The sequence below is a fragment of the Solitalea canadensis DSM 3403 genome, from assembly GCF_000242635.2.
In the GTDB taxonomy this organism is placed as follows: domain Bacteria; phylum Bacteroidota; class Bacteroidia; order Sphingobacteriales; family Sphingobacteriaceae; genus Solitalea; species Solitalea canadensis.
Genome location: NC_017770.1, coordinates 3498129 through 3516818, shown reverse-complemented (window position 1 = coordinate 3516818; position 18690 = coordinate 3498129). Strand labels below are relative to the sequence as shown.

Genomic DNA, 18690 nt, shown 5'->3' with positions numbered 1-18690 from the left:
ACCTTCGCACTACTAATTTAAAGTAGATGGAAACAATTAAAAACGGCAAAGTTGTAAGTATCTCTTACACTCTTACCAATGATAAGAATGAAGTGCTGGACCAATCACAGCCAAACCAACCTCTTGAGTATCTTCATGGTAGCTACAATATTATCCCTGGTTTAGAAAAAGAATTGGAAGGTTTAACTATTGGAGATGCTAAAAAGGTAACTGTTGCTCCTGCTGATGGATACGGTGAACTTAACAATGAGCTTGTTTTTGATGCTCAACGCCAAAATTTCCCTCCTGATGCTCCTTTAGAAGTAGGTATGCAGTTTCAGGCTCAAGGCGAAGCTGGTCCAATGGTTATCCGTATTGTAAATATTGATGGTGATAAAGTTACAGTTGATGGCAATCATCCTTTAGCTGGCGAAACTTTACATTTTGATGTTAAAGTAGAAGGAATGCGTGACGCAACCCAGGTTGAGATCGATCACGGACATGTACACGGTCCTGGTCACAGCCACCATCATTAATAGAATTATTTAGCTACAACAGTCGATGATATAGGGTATTGTCGACTGTTCTCTTTTTTTGTGCCGCCGGGAATCAGCGTTATTTTATGTCAGCATTTCGATTATTACTTCTTCCCTTTTCTCTTATTTATGGTTTGGTTGTAAAGTTGAGAAACAACTTTTACAACAAAGGTATTTTTCATTCTCACGAGTTCGATATCCCAGTGATTGCTGTTGGAAATCTCGAAGTAGGGGGGGCCGGAAAAACACCAATGATTGAATACCTGATTAGATTATTATCTCCTGAAAAAAAAATAGCTACCATAAGCCGTGGGTATGGAAGAAAAACTAAAGGGATGATCATTGCTGATGAAAATTCATCTGCACAGGAAATTGGTGATGAGCCGATGCAATTTAATACGAAATTTCCTGAGGTAACTGTAGTTGCAAGCGAAAACAGGGTAAAGGCGATAAATACTGTTAAGGATGATCAGCAGGTTATTTTGTTGGATGATGCGTTTCAGCACCGGAAAGTGAAAGCAGGTTTCACCATTTTGTTATTAGATTATAACAGAGTTGGAGAACGCTCATTTTTATTACCAGCCGGTAATATGCGTGAATCTAAAGCAGGAATGAAAAGAGCGGATGTTATCGTTGTTACTAAAGCACCTAAAATATTTTCCCCTTTAGATCAACGTGTCGTTGAAGCTAAAATTCGTCCTTATTTCGATAAAGAAATTTTCTATTCCTATATTCATTATGGTGAATTACAACTGCTTAATAAAAACTCAGACGTTCAGCAATTCACTTTAAGCGATATAACCAGGAAAACAGAAATAATTTTATTGACAGGAATTGCCAAAACGAAGCCTTTGACTGATTTTCTGGAAGTTAAGACCAAAAATATTACTCATCTGAAATATCTTGATCATCACAAGTTCACGGCAAAGGATGTGCAGAAACTGGCTGATGTTTACAATTCTGTATCGGCTGCTCATGGCGGGCAAAAAGTAATCATTACTACCGAAAAGGATGCAATGCGCTTGATGGCGCCTGAGTTAGAAACCGAAGTATTACAATTACCTATTCATTATATTCCTATTAAAGCCGAAATTTGCGATCGCTTTAAAGAAGATTTTGATAATAAGATATTAAATTATGTTGGATAAGTTACGTGCTACCGTAGATCATATTGAAAAACGAATTGAAGGATTTAAACCTGAAATAGGTATTATTCTGGGAACAGGTTTAGCCAAACTTGTAGATGACATTGATGTTAAATACGAGTTGATGTATTCAAACATTCCCAATTTTCCAATTTCAACGGTTGAATTTCATGCCGGTAAGCTAATATTTGGTACGTTAAACGGGAAAAATGTAGTAGCCATGCAGGGTCGTCTCCATTATTATGAAGGCTACTCAATGCAACAAATTACGTTTCCTGTACGAGTAATGAAATTGCTTGGTATTGAACATTTAGTGGTATCAAATGCATGTGGGAGTTTGAATCCTGATTATAAAAAAGGTGATCTGATGATCATCGAAGATCATATCAATTTGTTGCCTGATAATCCGCTCCGTGGTCACAATCTTGATTTTTTTGGTCCGCGGTTCCCTGATATGTCAGCACCTTATGATGTTGAGTTCATAAAAAAAGCCAAAGAGATTGCGGCAACACATAATATTACAGCACATACCGGAGTTTATGTGAGCGTACAAGGTCCTAATTTGGAAACTCGGGCCGAATATCGTTATTTACGTATTATTGGCGGTGATGTGGTTGGTATGTCAACTGTGCCTGAAGTAATTGTGGCTAATCACATGAGTCTGCCTGTTTTTGCTATTTCAGTAATTACTGACGAAGGATTTCAAGATGTTTTGAATAAAGTTTCCTTCGAAGAAATTGTTAAGGTTGCAGAAGAGGCAGAGCCAAAGATGACATTAATTTTGAAAGAACTGATTTCATCATTTTAACATTGAAAAATTTTACTCTATTACTCTTTTGTTGTTTGTTGTTTTCGGTTGTTGCTAAAGGGCAAATCGTAAATCCTAACGACCCGGCACGCGACCCTTTTGGAAGAGATACCATTACTAAGAAACCGGCTAAAGAGGAAAAGCTACAAGACTTTTTTACCCGAAAAGATTCGGTGAAGAAATTCTACGCTAAGTCGATTCGTTTTGCAGAACCTCGTCAATTTGATCTGGATACAATTGCTTTTTCGAGACTAGATACTTCTATTCATAATTTCCAGAATTATAGTCCGCTGTACGCTAAAAACAATTACTATCTAAGCATTGGTAATCTTGGCTTAGCCAGTCGTGCAATGTATCCTGGATTTGGAAACCGGATTGGTTTTAATGACGGCCAAACAGCTTTGTCATTATATGAATTCAGACCTGAACGTGTTAATTATTATCGCGTTTATTCTCCATATACAGATGTTACCTGGATTAGCGGTTTGGGAAAGGAGAGTTCTATTAATTTCATTCATACACAAAATATTAAGCCTAATCTAAATATCGGTGTTGAATATGAATCGATTGGATCTCAGGGCTATTACCCTCGTCAACGACCAAAGCATAATTTATTTTCGGCCTGGAGCTGGTATCAATCGCGAAACCTTAAATATAACATACTTGGAAATGTCTTGTTTAACAGCTTGAAATCTCCTGAAAATGGTGGCGAAACAAATGCAACGCTTTTTACAGAACCAACTAATAAACAGCATGAATTTGAGAGTGTTTATCTCAATAATTCACTAACTACCTGGAGTAATATGTCGCTATACTTAAAGCAGTCTTATGTGGTGGGGGCAAGAGATACAAATGCAGTTTACCAGGCAAAGGCATTTAAATCCCCTTACTCTAAGGTTACAAATACTATACAGTATGATCAGCGTGATTATAAGTTCGATTATTCCGGAGAGAATGACGAAGTATCACCTACTGCTTATTTTGGAAAAGTTTATTATTTAGACTCACTTCATGCAGCTGATCGAATTAAACAAAAGCATTTCAGAACAGATTTAGATTTAAGTTTATATGGTAGAGGGCGTGCTGAACGGTTTACATTGGGTGGAGGTATTGCCTATGAAAGTATTAACTATACGCAGTTTGTGCAAGATTCAATGCAGGTTTTTGCGAGGAATACAAATAACGTTTTGTTAAAAGGACGTATTGGCCTCTCTATTGCTTCAAATGTTGATTTAGATGTACGTGGGCATTATATTTTTGCCGGTTATAATATTGGCGATGTGTCTTTGGATGGAGTAGCAACCGTATCGATGGGTAAGGTGGGGAATATTTATTTGAGGGCCCTTCTTCAAAATGTTGAACCTGGGATAATCTTTACTAAGAATCGTTCAAATTTTCACAGGTACGATAATAGTTTCTCAAAGATTAATAGCAATTTGCTATCATTCACTTATGAAAATAAGTTAACAAGAACCCGGTTATCGGCAGAGTATAACCTGATTAATAATTATACCTATTTCTATAGAGCAACACCTCAATCGGAAACAATTGCCCAGCAAACTGGCGATTTGATAAGTATTTTAAGAATTAAAGCCGATCAAACTATTAACTTTGGTCACTTCGGTTGGTCGGGAAGCTTCACCTATCAGGCAAATAATGCAAAGGATATATTGCCTGCACCTGATTTTTACACCTATCAAAGCGTTTATTATCAAAATAAATTGTTTAAAGCCTTAGATTTTCAGATTGGATTAGATGTTCGGTATTTTACCAAATTCAAGTCGATGGGATATGCACCTGAGCTAGGTCAGTTTTATGTTGGAAACGGTATGATGGAAGTTGGTAATTATCCAATTGCAGATCTATTTATTACTGCAGGACTCCGACGAACTCGTTTTTTGATCAAGTATGATTATTTAAATCAAGGACTTAATAAGAAAGGTTATTACATCGTTGATAAATATGCAATGCCTGATGCTACGTTTAAGTTTGGTGTAGGTTGGAGATTTTATGATTAAGGTTAGATAGATATGAGATATGGGATGTGAGATGTAAGAAACTTTAACGAATCAATTAAACAAAGGGTGTTCAGAATAATCTTCTGAACACCCTTTCCTGTATATGAGTAATAAGACAATATCACATCTCACATCAAATCTCACATCACGTTTTCTGCTTCTTTTTCTTAGCAGCTGGAAATAGCACATTGTTTAGTATTAACCGATAACCTGGTGAATTGGGGTAAAGATTAAGGTCAGTAGGAGGGTCACCAACCTGGTGACGATAATCTTCAGGATCGTGCCCACCGTAAAATGTCCACGTGCCTTGTCCATATTCACCATGAATATAACGAGCTTCGTTCATACCCTTATTTTCACCCATAATCAGAATTTCAGGTTTTATAACCGACTTGCGAAACGCAGTTGTTTGGCCCATAAAACCCTTAATAATACGGGTATGATTTTGAGTAAGCATAGTTGGAACCACATCCCATTTTGCTGAAAATTCAAAAAGTGTAAACAAATCATTCGCTTCGTCAACTGCCCTTAATGGAGGTACATCTATATCGGCAAATTCATAATTATACGGATTCATATCAAGTCTGAAATTCCGAAAGGCAAATGTTTTGTTATAATCAAGTTTAGAATTAGCATTGGGGTCGGCTGAATCCCCGTCAAACATTGATTCACAAATATCAATACCTTCTGCAGCTAATGCGATATCAAAGCTGTCAGTTCCTGAACACATAGAGAATAAGAAACCTCCACCGGCAGTAAAGTCGCGAATGGTTTTAGCAACAGCTAATTTCATCTCAGAAACTTTTTTATAGCCCAATGACTGAGCTGTACGTTCCTGTAATGCAACATCCTGCTGATACCAGGCTGTCATTTTAAATTGTGCATAAAAACGACCATATTGGCCTGTAAAATCCTCATGGTGCATATGCAGCCAATCATATTTAGGTAATTCTCCTTTAAGAATTTCTTCGTCGTATAAAGTTGTATATGGAATCTCCGCATAAGTAAGAACCAGTGTTACAGCATCGTCCCACGGTAATTTATTCTTTGGAGAATAAACGGCAATTTTGGGCATTTTCTCCAGCTTAACCACGTCAGTATTTGATTCAGGATCACTTATTTCTTTTAGAATAGCTGTAACCTGTACATCAGGAATCACCTCAAAGGAAACACCCCTTATCCGGCATTCATTTTGGATTTGTTCATTATTCTGAATCAGGAAGCTTCCTCCTCTATAATTCAGCAGCCAGTCAACAGTTAATTGCTTGCTTAATACCCAATAAGCTATACCGTACGCTTTTAAATGATTTTTCTGTCCTTCGTCCATAGGAATAAGCACGGATGAAGCAAAAGAAATAAAGTTGATGCAAATAAGCAGAGTTGTGAGAAAGGCCTTCTTCATGTTCAAATTTAACTAATGCAGGTGATTAATGAAAGTAACAATAGAGTTTGAGATGTTCAATGGAAACTACTAAATGCTAATGCTTACTAATATCTTTTTCGTACTTTTGACCCTCATTTATTCAACAAACGCTTAGAAATGGTTAAAGCAATAATTAAGACCGAAAAAGGTGATATGACAGTGGAATTTTTTGAAAAAGATGCTCCAAACACTGTTGCTAACTTTGTAAAGCTAGCTAAAGAAGGCTTTTATGATGGTGTAACCTTTCACCGCGTAATTCCAAATTTCGTTGTTCAGGCTGGCTGTCCGTTCTCAAAGGATGAAGCAACTGCATTCAGAGCCGGATCTGGTGGTCCAGGTTATCAAATTAACTGTGAGCTTGATGGTGATAACCAATATCATGATCGTGGTGTATTATCGATGGCTCATGCTGGTCGTAATACCGGAGGTTCTCAGTTCTTCATTTGTCACAGTCGTGCAAACACAGCTCACTTAGACCGTAATCATACTTGTTTTGGTAAAGTAGTTGAGAATGTAGACGTTGTTGATGATATCCGTCAGGGTGACAAAATTTTATCAGTAGAAGTAATAGAAGCATAAATCGGATTCAGGTATTGACCACTGATCAGTACTCAAATTTATCCCCGGTAATTATCGGTATTAAAAATCTAAAAGAATGAATTTAAGAGGAATTGTTGCGGTTTCGGGAAAACCAGGATTATATAAAGTAATTGGCCAGAATAAAGCTGGTTTTGTTCTTGAATCGTTAGACGAGGCAAAAAATAAAACCGTTATTAATGGAAATGCTAAGGTAGCAGCATTACAGGAAATTACAGTATACGGTCAGAGTGACGATTTACAGTTGAAAGGTATATTGGCTAAAATGGGTGAAAACCTGTCTACTGTTCCTGATCCTAAAGCTGACAATAAAATATTAAAAGATTATTTTAAATCTGTAGCACCTGATCATGATGATGAGCGTGTGTATGTTTCAGATATTAAGAAAATTGTGAGCTGGGTAAAATTATTATCAGTGCTTCCTTTATGGAATGAAGCAGATCCGGATGCAGAATCTCCTGTTGAAGCTCCTGTGGTAGAAGAAGCACCTGTAGTAGCTGAAGAGCCAGCTCCTAAAAAGACCAGAAAAACAAAAAAAGCGGAATAATTTCCGCTTTTTTTTTAATTTTTTAATGTGCCAATGGTTTTTGTGGTTTGCTGTTCTGTCGACACCGGCAACGATAATCGATCATTTTTCCAATGATCAATAAAGTTAATCGTGATCGTCAGAATCAACAATAAAAAAAGTAAAATCAGACTTACTTCTTTTTTGGTTTCTAGATCTAGATTCATGGTTTAATCATGTTTAGAATGACATCGTAACGTTTAAAGTAACATGATTACAATTAAATCAAAAAAAATATTATTAACAATGATATTTGGATAATTTTTAAAAAAATTATTCGTGATGATAAGGTTCTCCTTTTAAAATGGTGTTTGCCCTATATATTTGTTCTATAAAGAACAAACGAACCATTTGATGCGAAAAAGTCATTGTGGATAAACTTAATTTTTCATTTGCACGGGCATATATTTTTTCATCAAACCCGTATGGTCCCCCAATTATAAATACGAGATTTTGAACAGCTCTGTTCATGTGCTTATTTAATTGGTCGGCGAATTGGACAGAAGTAAATACTTTACCTTTTTCATCCAATAAGATTACATAATCCGTATTGTTAATACTCTTTAGAATCAATTCAGCTTCTTTCTTTTTCTGTTCTTCAAAATTCAGATTCTTGGTGTTCTTTAGAGCAGGGATAGTAACTGTGGAAAAGTTAATATAATGTTTCAGGCGTTTTTCATATTTATCAATACCTTCCAATAAATACTTGTCTTCGGTTTTACCTATCTGGATAAGGGTTATTTTCATTAAATCAACTAATAAATCACAGTAATAGCTCCGGCCTTTTGTACAGGCTTATCACTTAAGTTAAATCCGTCGATAACATAATAATAAGTGGCAGGAGGTACTGGCTTGTTATTGCAAGTGCCATTCCAACGGTCATCTATGTTTATCGACTCAAAAATTTTTGCCCCCCATCGGTCAAAAACACTTATTTTATAAGTCTTTAAGTAAGAAATGATAACCTGAAACGAATCGTTCAGTCCATCTCCATTGGGGGTAATAACATTGGGCGCAAATATCTCGCTTTCTGATGAAATTGTAATGGTTCCCTGAATAATTGTGTTCTTGCAGCTTTTCTGGTTGAATGCGGTTAATGTGATGTTATACACCCCATCTTTTTCATAAACATGTTGAGGATTTATTTCTGTTGAAGTACTGCCATCTCCAAAATCCCAAATATAGGAATCGGCATTTTGTGATAAATTGGTGAATTTTACCGTATACGGAGGAAACAGTTTTACAGGCATTATTGGATCTGTAGTAAATGCAGCTTGCGGTGTGGTAATTAGCTCATCAAAAACTAAGGAAACGGGATCGCTCACACATCCGTATCTTGTAACCCTTAATACATATTCACCTAATGTTTGTGGCCCCCTGACGATTAAGCGAGGGCTGCGTAATTTGGAAGTGAAGCCATTTGGACCAGTCCAAAAGTATGTAGCATCTGGAATTGGATCAGCATTTAGTCGAAGGGTATCTAAAACGCATAATCCTTTATTGGGTGTTCTAACCTTTGGTATTGGAAGTTTAAGTCCAACTGTAAATGTTTGATAGGCAATAACATTGCAACCCTTCTCTCCTAAAACTTGCAATACAGCCGTTTTTATACCTGCAGTATTATAAGTTATTGTATGCGGACCAATTGTGTTGCTGGAGTCGATTGAAGCACCCTCACCAAAGGTCCATTTGTATGAAATGCCATTTTTTACATCAGCTTCCAACTTAAAACGCTGAGATTTGCCACAAGGAGGATCTAAAGCCGTTACCTTAATGGACGCTTCTGGCCCCTGAAATTCTCCGGTTCCTCCAAATTCAATAGTAAAACCATTGTTGCCACTGGAAAAGTTGTTGACGAGCAGTGCATAAATATGTCCTTCTTCCATGTCAATATACTTTACAAATCCATCCTGTCCGGGGGGACAACCAGGTTCTTCCCTTAAATCTGTTGAATTTAGGTTCATGCCGGTTTTATTGTAGAATGGGTCACAAGTAACACCGCTGCCCGCGGCGCATCTAATAGCATTTGCCGGACTAACCAAAGAGCAATCATCGGTAAATCCAAAATCATATAATACCCAATCTATATCATCATTAGCAACTGTAGGGGTGATGGTGAATGTTAAAGTACCAGAATTGGCAGCTGTCCATTTGTACCAGGCTGCGTTTGATTCAGATGGTTCATTTGGCCGTGGATCAAGGCATGTTCCTGCTGCCTCTCTATTGTTTAAACCTGCACCAACCACATTGGTTTGAGTGAAAGCATCTTTATTACATAAAACTGAAGCAGAACCACAATCCTGGCCAGCTTTTAAAATAGGATTGTAATTGTTTGCGCATAGTTTGAATGTGCCATCATTGTTGTTTTCTGCGCTTATCCGGATATAATAAACCTGACCAATAGACAATCCGCCTTTATAAAGTGTGCTAACATTTCCATTTTTTAAGTTAGAAGAAAACAACTCATTGAAAGTGGTACAATTGCCGCTGTACAGCTGAATTAATGGGTCTATCAGGCTTCCGCCCATCCCATTTACATCTCCTGAAACTGTAATATTGATATCTAATGCAACCGCAGTGAATTTAAACCATACATCCTTTCCGATAGAGGGCCATTGCTGAGGCTGTGGTACATTACTAGGTGTGGCATTTGCATTGTTGAATGCTCCATCTGCTGAACAATAATTAATGATATTGAGTAGAGGAGTAGCATTTGCACACTCGTCATTAGGTATGGATTGTGCATTACAAACCAAGAAAGAATGTAAAAATAGCACTAAGAATAGAGTAACGTAAAACTTGAGAGCCATACTTTAATTTAAGAAACTTATCTTAAAAAACAGGTATGAGTTACTGATTATTAGGAAGTTATTTTGGATTAAGAGAGGGGATAAAAAAAATGCCCCTTTAAAAGGAGCATTTATATTTTAATTGTTTACTGGATGCGGATGCATGGCCAGCTTTTTAATAAGATCGGCTGAGATCAATTCGTTAAAAGCAGAATAAGCTGTAATTAGTGCTCCTTTAAATAAGCCATCGTTTGATTCGATAGCAAAAACTAATGAAGCATCCTTAGGATCTTTAATTCCGTCTAATTTATAATATTCTTTAATGGTAAAGCTTTCTGGAGTAAAAAAGAGATTTTTTTCAATTAAACGGAGTCCGTTTTCTTTTAGTTCAAATGTATAATTGTATCCCTTTTTTGTGAGGTCGGTAAGGTATTGGAATAACTGAATGAATTTCTTCATAATTTTATAAAGTTTAATTTATGGAGAGCGATTATATACTTATAATCCCTATAAAACTATACCAATTTAATACATAAAATTGATACTTGCAGTATTTATTCCATAATTTACTCATGGTTGACATTTGATCTTATCAGTTAATAAATAGTCAATAATTAAGTGGAGCATTTTCCTCAGTTTGGAAATAAAAAAGCTGTTCTGGGTAATCAGAACAGCTTTTAATAGTTTAAGAAACGACTATTTAGTTTGCCGCTGCTTGTTTACGAATGATATTTAATGCACCACCTGCTTTGAACCACTCAATTTGTTGTTCATTATAAGTATGGTTTACAAGGAATTGTTCAGTAGTACCATCAGCATGGTGTAAAACAACTGTTAATTGTTTACCAGGAGCAAAATCAGTTAAACCTAGGATATCGATAACGTCATTTTCCTGGATTTTGTCATAATCTGCCGGATTTGCAAAGGTTACTCCTAACATACCTTGTTTCTTAAGGTTTGTTTCGTGGATACGAGCAAATGATTTAGTTAAAACTACACGAACACCTAAGTGACGAGGCTCCATTGCTGCGTGCTCTCTTGAAGAACCTTCTCCGTAGTTTTCGTCACCAACAACGATTGAACCAATATTGGCCGCTTTATAAGCACGTTGTGTAGCAGGAACTGGTCCGTATTCACCTGTTAATTGGTTTTTAACATTATCGGTTTTTTCATTGAAGAAGTTAACCGCACCAATCAACATGTTGTTTGAAATATTATCAAGGTGACCACGGTATTTTAACCAAGGACCAGCCATTGAAATATGGTCAGTAGTACATTTACCTTTAGCTTTAATTAAAAGCTTAAGTCCTTTTAGGTCGGTGCCTTCCCAAGCTGCAAATGGATCCAATAACTGTAAACGATCAGAAGTTGGAGATACAACTACCTGAACACCGCTACCATCTTCAGCGGGAGCTAAGTATCCTGCGTCTTCTACTGCAAAGCCTTTTGTAGGTAATTCATCACCAGAAGGAGCATCTAATTTAACTTTCTCACCTTTTTCGTTTGTTAGGTAATCAGTTGCAGGGTTAAAAGTAAGATCGCCGGCAATTGCTAAGGCAGTTACTAACTCAGGAGAAGCAACAAATGCAAACGTATTAGGGTTACCATCAGCACGTTTAGCAAAGTTACGGTTGAATGAGTGAACGATTGTGTTTTTCTCTTGTTTCTCAGCACCCACACGAGCCCACATACCAATACATGGACCACAAGCGTTAGCAAACACTTTAGCACCGATTTGATCAAAAGTATCTAAGAAACCATCACGCTCGATAGTATAGCGAACTTGCTCAGAACCTGGAGTGATAGTAAACTCAGCTTTAGTTTTAAGATTTTTAGCAGCTACCTGCTTAGCTAATGAAGCAGCGCGAGAAATATCTTCGTATGAAGAGTTGGTACAAGAACCGATCAATCCCACTTCAATTTTGGTTGGCCAACCGTTTGCTTCAGCAACTTCTTTGATTTTAGAAATAGGAGTAGCTAAGTCTGGAGTGAAAGGACCATTTAAGTGTGGCTCCAATTCATCGAGATTGATCTCAATTAACTGATCGAAATATTTTTCAGGGTTTGCATAAACCTCAGCATCTGCAGTCAAATGTGATTTAACGCCATTAGCCAGTTCAGCAACGTCAGCACGCCCTGTTGAACGTAAATAACGTTCCATTGATTCGTCGTAACCGAATGTTGAAGTGGTAGCACCAATTTCAGCACCCATATTAGCGATCGTACCTTTACCAGTACACGACATTGACGTTACACCTTCTCCGAAATACTCAACGATACAACCAGTACCACCTTTTACAGTTAAAATACCGGCTACTTTCAAAATAACGTCTTTAGGAGCGGTCCAACCACTTAATTTACCGGTTAATTTCACACCGATTAATTTAGGGAATTTTAACTCCCATGGTAAGCCAGCCATAACGTCACAAGCGTCAGCACCGCCAACACCGATAGCGATCATACCTAAACCACCTGCATTAACAGTGTGTGAGTCGGTACCTATCATCATACCACCCGGGAATGCATAGTTTTCTAATACAACCTGGTGGATGATACCAGCTCCTGGTTTCCAGAAACCGATGCCATATTTGTTTGATACAGATGATAAAAAGTCGTAAACCTCTTTGTTAGTAACTTCTGCAGTATGTAAATCCTCAGCAGAACCAACTTTTGCAGTAATAAGGTGATCACAGTGTACAGTTGAAGGAACCGCAACTTTAGGACGACCAGCTTGCATAAACTGCAATAATGCCATCTGAGCAGTTGCATCCTGCATAGCTACACGGTCTGGTGCAAAATCAACGTATGATTTTCCACGTTCAAATACAGTAGCAGGAGTTCCATCCCATAAGTGTGAATAAAGGATTTTTTCTGTTAAGGTTAACGGTCGGCCTACAAGCTTACGTGCCGCCTCAACACGGGCAGGCATGCGCTCATAAACCTTTTTAATCATTTCTATGTCAAACGCCATTTTTATGAGTATTTATTTATTAATAATGGACAAAACAGCACTTCTGTTTGGCAGAAGTTCATCAATTAAAGAGTTTAGATAGCTTAGGAAATTCAGAAATCTTTATTAAAGACTTTTACGAATTTCATAATTTAAGCAATGCGAATTTACGAAAAATCAATTCTAAATTGATCCGTAAACCATATTTTGCTTATTTATAAATATTCTAAATAGTTTAGAGTGAAATGATTGGACTCTATTAATACGACAATTTGTTACTCGTATTGTTTTAATTTTTTCCATCCTAAACTTTCTATTTTATAAAGAAATTATTTCCATGAAATGGCACAGCCTCTATAGTTTCGACCATTGATCAATACTTCAGCGCTGTATTTATATTTCATGTCGGTCATCGTGTCGTCGCACTCCTGCTTACGGATAATCACCCTAATGTTTGCCCTTTCATTAGTGTTGCGGGTTTCATAGGTCCATGAGGTGGTATCTTTACTTATTTTAGGCTCTTTATAATTGAAGCGATAGGTTTTCTCAGAATTAAAGTCTTCAAATGAAATCAGGTTTTCCGCTTGAGAAATCTGTACGTTCCAATTTGGTTCATTACCTAATGCCCAGAATTCATAAGGGATACAAGTGTTCTGAAAGTTTTTACGTTCCATGCGTTGAATCCCGTGCACTTTTAGCGTATGTGGAAGTGTCTTGGCGATAGAGTCATTTTTAGTTTTTTCTACAGTGCCCCTTAATTCTACCAAAACAGCCTCATCAGTATGTTGTAATCCCGGCAAACTATCATATCGTTGAGAAAGAGTCCCGGTTTCATCTTTTATATAAAATACTTTAGAGGTATCAACACAATCTCTTAAGCTGTCAAGTTTGTCAGAATGAATATACAAGCCTTTTACCACAATTGTATCAAAAGCATCTCCTGTTTGGTTGGTGTTTTTTCCGTTTTTACATGCAATTGCAATAAACGCTGCTAAAACAAATGCAGCAATAGGTTTTAAGTTTTTTAAATTCGGTTTTATAATCATGGTTGGTGTTTTTGCTGTCGTAATGATATCAAAAATATCTATTAGGTTGTAGCGAAACAAACGTATTTTTAATGAACCGATCGGAAACACATTGATCTACCAATCATTAAATCAATCTTACAATTGATTTTTATGTTGAATGAGGAAGTAAGCCAATAATAAAGGGCTAATTCTCAATTAAAATTAACGTACAACTTTAAAAATTAAAACTATGCAACAACCCACAAAAATCTGGAATGCCGACTTGTATGATCAGTCTCACTCATTTGTTTATAAGTATGGAGAAGATCTTCTCGGTCTTCTTGAAGCAGAGCCAGGTATGCGGATTTTAGATATTGGTTGTGGAACCGGACATCTTACGGCCAAAATTGCTGAATCCGGTGCTGATATAGTGGGTATTGATAAATCATCAACAATGGTTGAACAGGCAAAAAAACTGTTCCCTCACCTTTTGTTTGAGGTGCAGGATGCCGCGAACTTTCAATTCATCCAGCCGTTCGATGCTGTTTTTTCTAATGCAACACTTCATTGGATTTTAAATAAAGAAGAAGCTGCCATATGCATGTTCAGAAATTTGACAAGAGGTGGGAAGCTCGTACTGGAAATGGGTGGAAAAGGTAATGTTCAGCAGATATGCGATGCAATTAAAACGGTTCTGACTGAAAAGGGATATTTAAAAAATGCTGAAATTAATTTCTGGTATTTTCCATCACTCAGTGAGTACACTTATTTACTGGAAAAAACTGGTTTTCGAGTGTTGCTTGCAGCTCATTTTGATCGCGAAACAGAACTTGCTGATCCGGAAACGGGTATGTATGACTGGATAAAGATGTTCGGCGGTAACTATTTTGTAGGATTATCTGATAGTGAAACAGAGCAGGTAATCGCTGCGGCTGTTGAACTGCTGTGGAAAACAAATCACCGGAACGGGAAGTGGTACGGCGATTATAAACGACTTCGGATAGTGGCAGTAAAGGAGAATGATTAATAAAACAAAGGCGTCCCGGTTAAACCCGGACGCCTTTATATATCACTGAAAAGACAAAAAGCTTATTGTTTAAGGCTTTCTTCTTTTACACTCATCATCTTCCGAAGATTATTCAATGCATAACGCATCCGACCTAAAGCAGTATTAATGCTTACTTCTGTAATATCGGCGATTTCCTTAAAACTAAGATCGGCGTAATGTCTCATGATTAAAACTTCACGTTGTTCTTCCGGAAGCATTAATATCAATTTACGAAGATCTGAAGTCGATTGTTCACGAATAATACGGTCTTCAGCATTTTCGTCTACAAAATGAAGTACATTGAAAATATCGTAACCGTCTATCGTCGTAACAATTGGAGTACGCTTGTCTTTACGGAAGTGGTCTATTACCAGGTTATGGGCAATACGTAATACCCAAGGTAAAAACTTACCTTCTTCATTGTATTTGCCTGCACGAAGTGTATTAATAACTTTAATAAAAGTATCCTGGAAAATATCCTCAGCCAGATAACTGTCTTTTACCAACAAATAGATAGTGGTGTAAATCTTAGCTTTATGACGGGTTATAAGAATCTCAAGTGCTTCTTCGTTACCTATAAGGTACGAGTGAATCAGGGATTGATCGCTTTCTTGATGGCAGTTCATGGGCCTCTATCTAATTAACTCTTAATTAATGAAATGTTTAAGTCGTGTAGATTTTTAGCCTATAGTTCTCCTTTTTTTTTAGTGGGTTATTTTCACAAATAAACAACTATTTTCAAAAAATCAAAAATATATTTTTGTTACATCTGCCATTTTAACTTCAAAATATTTTTATTGCCCTTTGAAATTGTGCAGTTTTGTAGTAAATCAAACGGTCGGGTGGTAATAGTGATTATTTAGCTAAAGCTATTGATTACTAATGGTTTAAAATTATCTATAATCAAACTCTATTTTGAATAAGAACATAGATGAGGTAAGTGCGAAATCGCATATCGTCATAAAAGGAGCTCGTGTACATAATCTTAAAAATATTGATGTAGCAATTCCTAAAAATAAGCTGGTAGTGATAACAGGTTTGTCGGGTTCGGGTAAATCGAGCCTGGCTTTTGACACGTTATATGCCGAAGGTCAGCGCAGATACGTGGAAAGTTTATCTGCGTATGCACGCCAATTTATGGGGCGAATGAATAAACCTGATGTCGACTATATTAAAGGTATTGCTCCTGCAATTGCCATTGAACAAAAGGTAAACGCAACAAACCCTCGCTCAACAGTTGGAACATCAACTGAGATTTATGATTACCTGAAACTTCTTTTTGCCCGCATAGGAAGAACTATTTCTCCGGTTTCGGGTCGTGAAGTAAGAAAAGATACAGTTACCAGCGTTACTGATTTCGTATTATCAATACCTGATGATACGGCTGTGAATATTTATTGCCCTTTGCAACCGCACAATAACCGATCATTAAAAGAGGAATTAGCTGTTTTATTGCAAAAAGGGTTTAAGCGTGTAGCTTATCATAGTAATGTATCTAAAATTGAAGATATTTTGGATGATAAGTCTATTGATGCTAATCATCCGTTGCGCGAAGGAGAGCTTCGGATTTTAGTGGACCGCATTATTATCGATAGGGAAGATGATACGTTGAATCGTATCTCGGATTCAGTTCAAACAGCATTTTTTGAGGGTAAAGGAGATGCTTACGTGCAATACGCTAATGAAGAGGGTGAATCTGTTGAAACGCATTTCTGTGACCGTTTCGAGTTAGACGAGCTGCGTTTTGAGGAGCCGACCCCACAGTTCTTCAGTTTTAATAATCCTTTTGGTGCTTGTAAAACCTGTGAAGGCTACGGGAATGTAATTGGTATTGATCCTGATTTGGTTATTCCGGATAAATCAAAGTCAATTTATGAAACGGCGATTGCACCTTGGCGTGGAGAAAAAATGAAGGAGTGGAATGAAACGCTGATTAAGCATGCTGCTAAATTTGACTTTCCTATTCATAGACCTTATATTGAACTAACCGAAGAGCAAAAGGAGTTACTCTGGACTGGTAATAAGTATTTTGGTGGACTAGACGATTTTTTCAAAGATCTGGAAACACAGACTTATAAAATTCAGTATCGGGTTATTTTATCGCGTTATCGTGGTAAAACGGTATGTCCTGATTGTAAAGGTAGTCGTTTGCGAAAAGATGCCAGCTATGTAAAAATTGCTCATAAATCAATTACGGATATTGTTCTTATGCCGCTGGAAAAAGCGTCTAAATTCTTTAATGAAATTCAATTAAATGAACACGATACTCAGATCGCAAAACGGTTACTGATCGAAATTCAAAATCGTTTACGTTTCCTAAATGATGTAGGATTGGGTTATCTAACCCTAAACCGTTTATCAAATACGCTATCCGGCGGTGAATCTCAGCGAATCAATCTGGCAACTTCTTTAGGCAGTAGCCTGGTGGGTTCTGTATATGTTTTAGATGAACCAAGTATCGGCTTGCATCCTCGTGATACTAATCGATTGGTGGGAGTGTTAAAGTCATTGCGAAATGCCGGAAATTCAGTCCTAGTAGTTGAACACGAGGAGGAGATTATGCACGCTGCCGATCACCTGATTGATATTGGCCCGCGTGCAGGTGTGAATGGTGGAGAGTTGATCTTTGAAGGTAATTTCGAAGAAATCATTAAGGATAAAGCAAGTTTAACCGGACAATATCTTTCGGGAAAGAAAGAAATTGCCACACCTAAACAGCGTCGTAAATGGTCTGATTTTATTAAAGTTGAAGGAGCCCGGGAGAATAACCTCAAAAATATAGATGTAAAGTTCCCTCTTCATACCATGACTTGCGTTACCGGTGTAAGTGGTTCCGGTAAAACCAGTTTAGTAAAACGTATTTTATATCCGGCGCTGCAAAAAGCAATTGGGAATTTCACCGGAGAACAAAGCGGAGCGTTTAATAATATTTCGGGAGATATTTCGAAAGTAGCGCAAATTGAGATGATCGACCAAAATCCGATTGGCCGTTCTTCCCGCTCAAATCCGGTTACCTACGTAAAAGCTTATGATGAAATCCGTAATCTATTTGCAGCACAATCTGCAGCTAAAGCTTCGGGCTTAAAACCATCAGCTTTTTCATTTAATGTAGAAGGTGGTCGTTGCGATACTTGCCAGGGAGAAGGGGAAGTGAAAATTGAAATGCAATTCATGGCTGATATTTATCTGCCTTGTGAAACTTGTGGTGGTAAACGCTTTAAACAACATGTGTTAGACGTTAAGTACAAAGAGAAGGATATTGCTGAGGTATTGGATTTAAGTATTGATGAAGCACTGGAATTCTTTGCTGATGATAAGAAAATCCTAACTAAAATTCAGCCATTGCAAGATGTTGGTTTGGGTTATGTTAAGCTTGGGCAATCGTCAAATACCTTGTCTGGCGGTGAAGCTCAACGTATTAAGTTAGCTTCATTCTTAGTAAAAGGACATAATCCGCATCATACACTATTTATATTTGATGAGCCAACAACCGGGTTACATTTTGATGACATCAATAAATTAATGAAGTCATTTGATGCACTTATTGCACAAGGAAATACCATTATTGTTATTGAACATAATATGGATGTGATTAAATGTGCCGATTGGATTATTGATATTGGTCCGGAGGGAGGCGACAAGGGAGGGGCCCTCGTGTTCGAAGGTTTGCCGGAAGATCTCGTAAAATGTGAAAATTCGTATACCGGGAAATTCCTGAAGGAACGGTTTAAATAATTAACAAGGCGATTTGGATTTATCCCAAGTCGCCTTTTTTGTAAAAAATGGATACACCCCTAACACCTAAAGGGGAATCCATATCGCTTA

The 18690-nt window shown here is 37.2% G+C and carries 16 protein-coding genes; 8 read left to right on the top strand and 8 right to left on the bottom strand.

Features of this window, described 5'->3' with window-relative positions:
• The first annotated feature begins 26 nt into the window (after window positions 1-26).
• The 4 genes from SOLCA_RS14515 (at window position 27) to SOLCA_RS14500 (ending at window position 4486) form a co-directional block, all read left to right on the top strand.
• Complete coding sequence (locus SOLCA_RS14515; RefSeq protein ID WP_014681220.1) at window positions 27-515, top strand: FKBP-type peptidyl-prolyl cis-trans isomerase; 489 nt, start codon at window positions 27-29, stop codon at window positions 513-515.
• A gap of 86 nt (window positions 516-601) precedes the next feature.
• Entirely contained in the window at window positions 602-1663 is a 1062-nt protein-coding gene (gene lpxK / locus SOLCA_RS14510; protein WP_014681219.1) for a tetraacyldisaccharide 4'-kinase, read from the top strand.
• Window positions 1653-2468: a purine-nucleoside phosphorylase gene (locus SOLCA_RS14505; RefSeq protein ID WP_014681218.1), complete on the top strand. Its 816-nt coding sequence runs from the start codon at window positions 1653-1655 to the stop codon at window positions 2466-2468. The genes lpxK and SOLCA_RS14505 overlap by 11 nt, the downstream gene beginning before the upstream one ends.
• 2 nt (window positions 2469-2470) lie before the next feature.
• Entirely contained in the window at window positions 2471-4486 is a 2016-nt protein-coding gene (locus tag SOLCA_RS14500) for a putative porin (RefSeq protein WP_157604578.1), read from the top strand.
• A gap of 145 nt (window positions 4487-4631) precedes the next feature.
• Here SOLCA_RS14500 and SOLCA_RS14495 read toward each other — a convergent pair whose 3' ends face one another.
• On the bottom strand, window positions 4632-5888 hold the full coding sequence (locus SOLCA_RS14495) for a hypothetical protein (protein ID WP_014681216.1): 1257 nt from the start codon (window positions 5886-5888) through the stop codon (window positions 4632-4634).
• A gap of 138 nt (window positions 5889-6026) precedes the next feature.
• Here SOLCA_RS14495 and SOLCA_RS14490 point away from each other — a divergent pair, with 138 nt between their 5' ends.
• Together SOLCA_RS14490 and SOLCA_RS14485 are read left to right on the top strand one after the other, a co-directional pair.
• Entirely contained in the window at window positions 6027-6488 is a 462-nt protein-coding gene (locus SOLCA_RS14490) for a peptidylprolyl isomerase (RefSeq protein WP_014681215.1), read from the top strand.
• Window positions 6489-6564: 76 nt separating this feature from the next.
• On the top strand, window positions 6565-7053 hold the full coding sequence (locus tag SOLCA_RS14485) for a DUF5606 family protein (RefSeq protein WP_014681214.1): 489 nt from the start codon (window positions 6565-6567) through the stop codon (window positions 7051-7053).
• Window positions 7054-7067: 14 nt separating this feature from the next.
• Here SOLCA_RS14485 and SOLCA_RS23235 read toward each other — a convergent pair whose 3' ends face one another.
• From SOLCA_RS23235 to SOLCA_RS14460, 6 genes are all read right to left on the bottom strand, one after another.
• Window positions 7068-7238 (bottom strand): hypothetical protein, encoded by a 171-nt coding sequence (locus SOLCA_RS23235; protein WP_014681213.1) that lies wholly within the window; start codon window positions 7236-7238, stop codon window positions 7068-7070.
• 106 nt (window positions 7239-7344) lie between these two features.
• Window positions 7345-7818, bottom strand: coding sequence for a 23S rRNA (pseudouridine(1915)-N(3))-methyltransferase RlmH (rlmH, locus tag SOLCA_RS14480; RefSeq protein WP_014681212.1), 474 nt, complete (start codon window positions 7816-7818; stop codon window positions 7345-7347).
• Window positions 7819-7826: 8 nt separating this feature from the next.
• A complete protein-coding gene (locus SOLCA_RS23790) occupies window positions 7827-9881 on the bottom strand; it encodes a T9SS type B sorting domain-containing protein (protein WP_014681211.1) in 2055 nt (684 codons plus the stop codon).
• A 117-nt stretch (window positions 9882-9998) separates the two neighbouring features.
• Entirely contained in the window at window positions 9999-10319 is a 321-nt protein-coding gene (locus tag SOLCA_RS14470; protein ID WP_014681210.1) for a hypothetical protein, read from the bottom strand.
• 241 nt (window positions 10320-10560) lie between these two features.
• Complete coding sequence (locus SOLCA_RS14465; RefSeq protein WP_014681209.1) at window positions 10561-12831, bottom strand: aconitate hydratase; 2271 nt, start codon at window positions 12829-12831, stop codon at window positions 10561-10563.
• A gap of 308 nt (window positions 12832-13139) precedes the next feature.
• The gene (locus SOLCA_RS14460; protein WP_157604577.1) at window positions 13140-13856 is read right to left on the bottom strand and encodes a COG3650 family protein; all 717 of its coding nucleotides are present in this window, start codon (window positions 13854-13856) and stop codon (window positions 13140-13142) included.
• Between the two features lie 211 nt (window positions 13857-14067).
• Here SOLCA_RS14460 and SOLCA_RS14455 point away from each other — a divergent pair, with 211 nt between their 5' ends.
• Window positions 14068-14844: a class I SAM-dependent methyltransferase gene (locus tag SOLCA_RS14455; protein WP_014681207.1), complete on the top strand. Its 777-nt coding sequence runs from the start codon at window positions 14068-14070 to the stop codon at window positions 14842-14844.
• A 62-nt stretch (window positions 14845-14906) separates the two neighbouring features.
• Here SOLCA_RS14455 and SOLCA_RS14450 read toward each other — a convergent pair whose 3' ends face one another.
• Complete coding sequence (locus SOLCA_RS14450) at window positions 14907-15491, bottom strand: RNA polymerase sigma factor (protein WP_014681206.1); 585 nt, start codon at window positions 15489-15491, stop codon at window positions 14907-14909.
• 289 nt (window positions 15492-15780) lie between these two features.
• Here SOLCA_RS14450 and uvrA point away from each other — a divergent pair, with 289 nt between their 5' ends.
• Window positions 15781-18600, top strand: coding sequence for an excinuclease ABC subunit UvrA (gene uvrA / locus SOLCA_RS14445; RefSeq protein ID WP_014681205.1), 2820 nt, complete (start codon window positions 15781-15783; stop codon window positions 18598-18600).
• The last annotated feature ends 90 nt before the right edge of the window (window positions 18601-18690 follow it).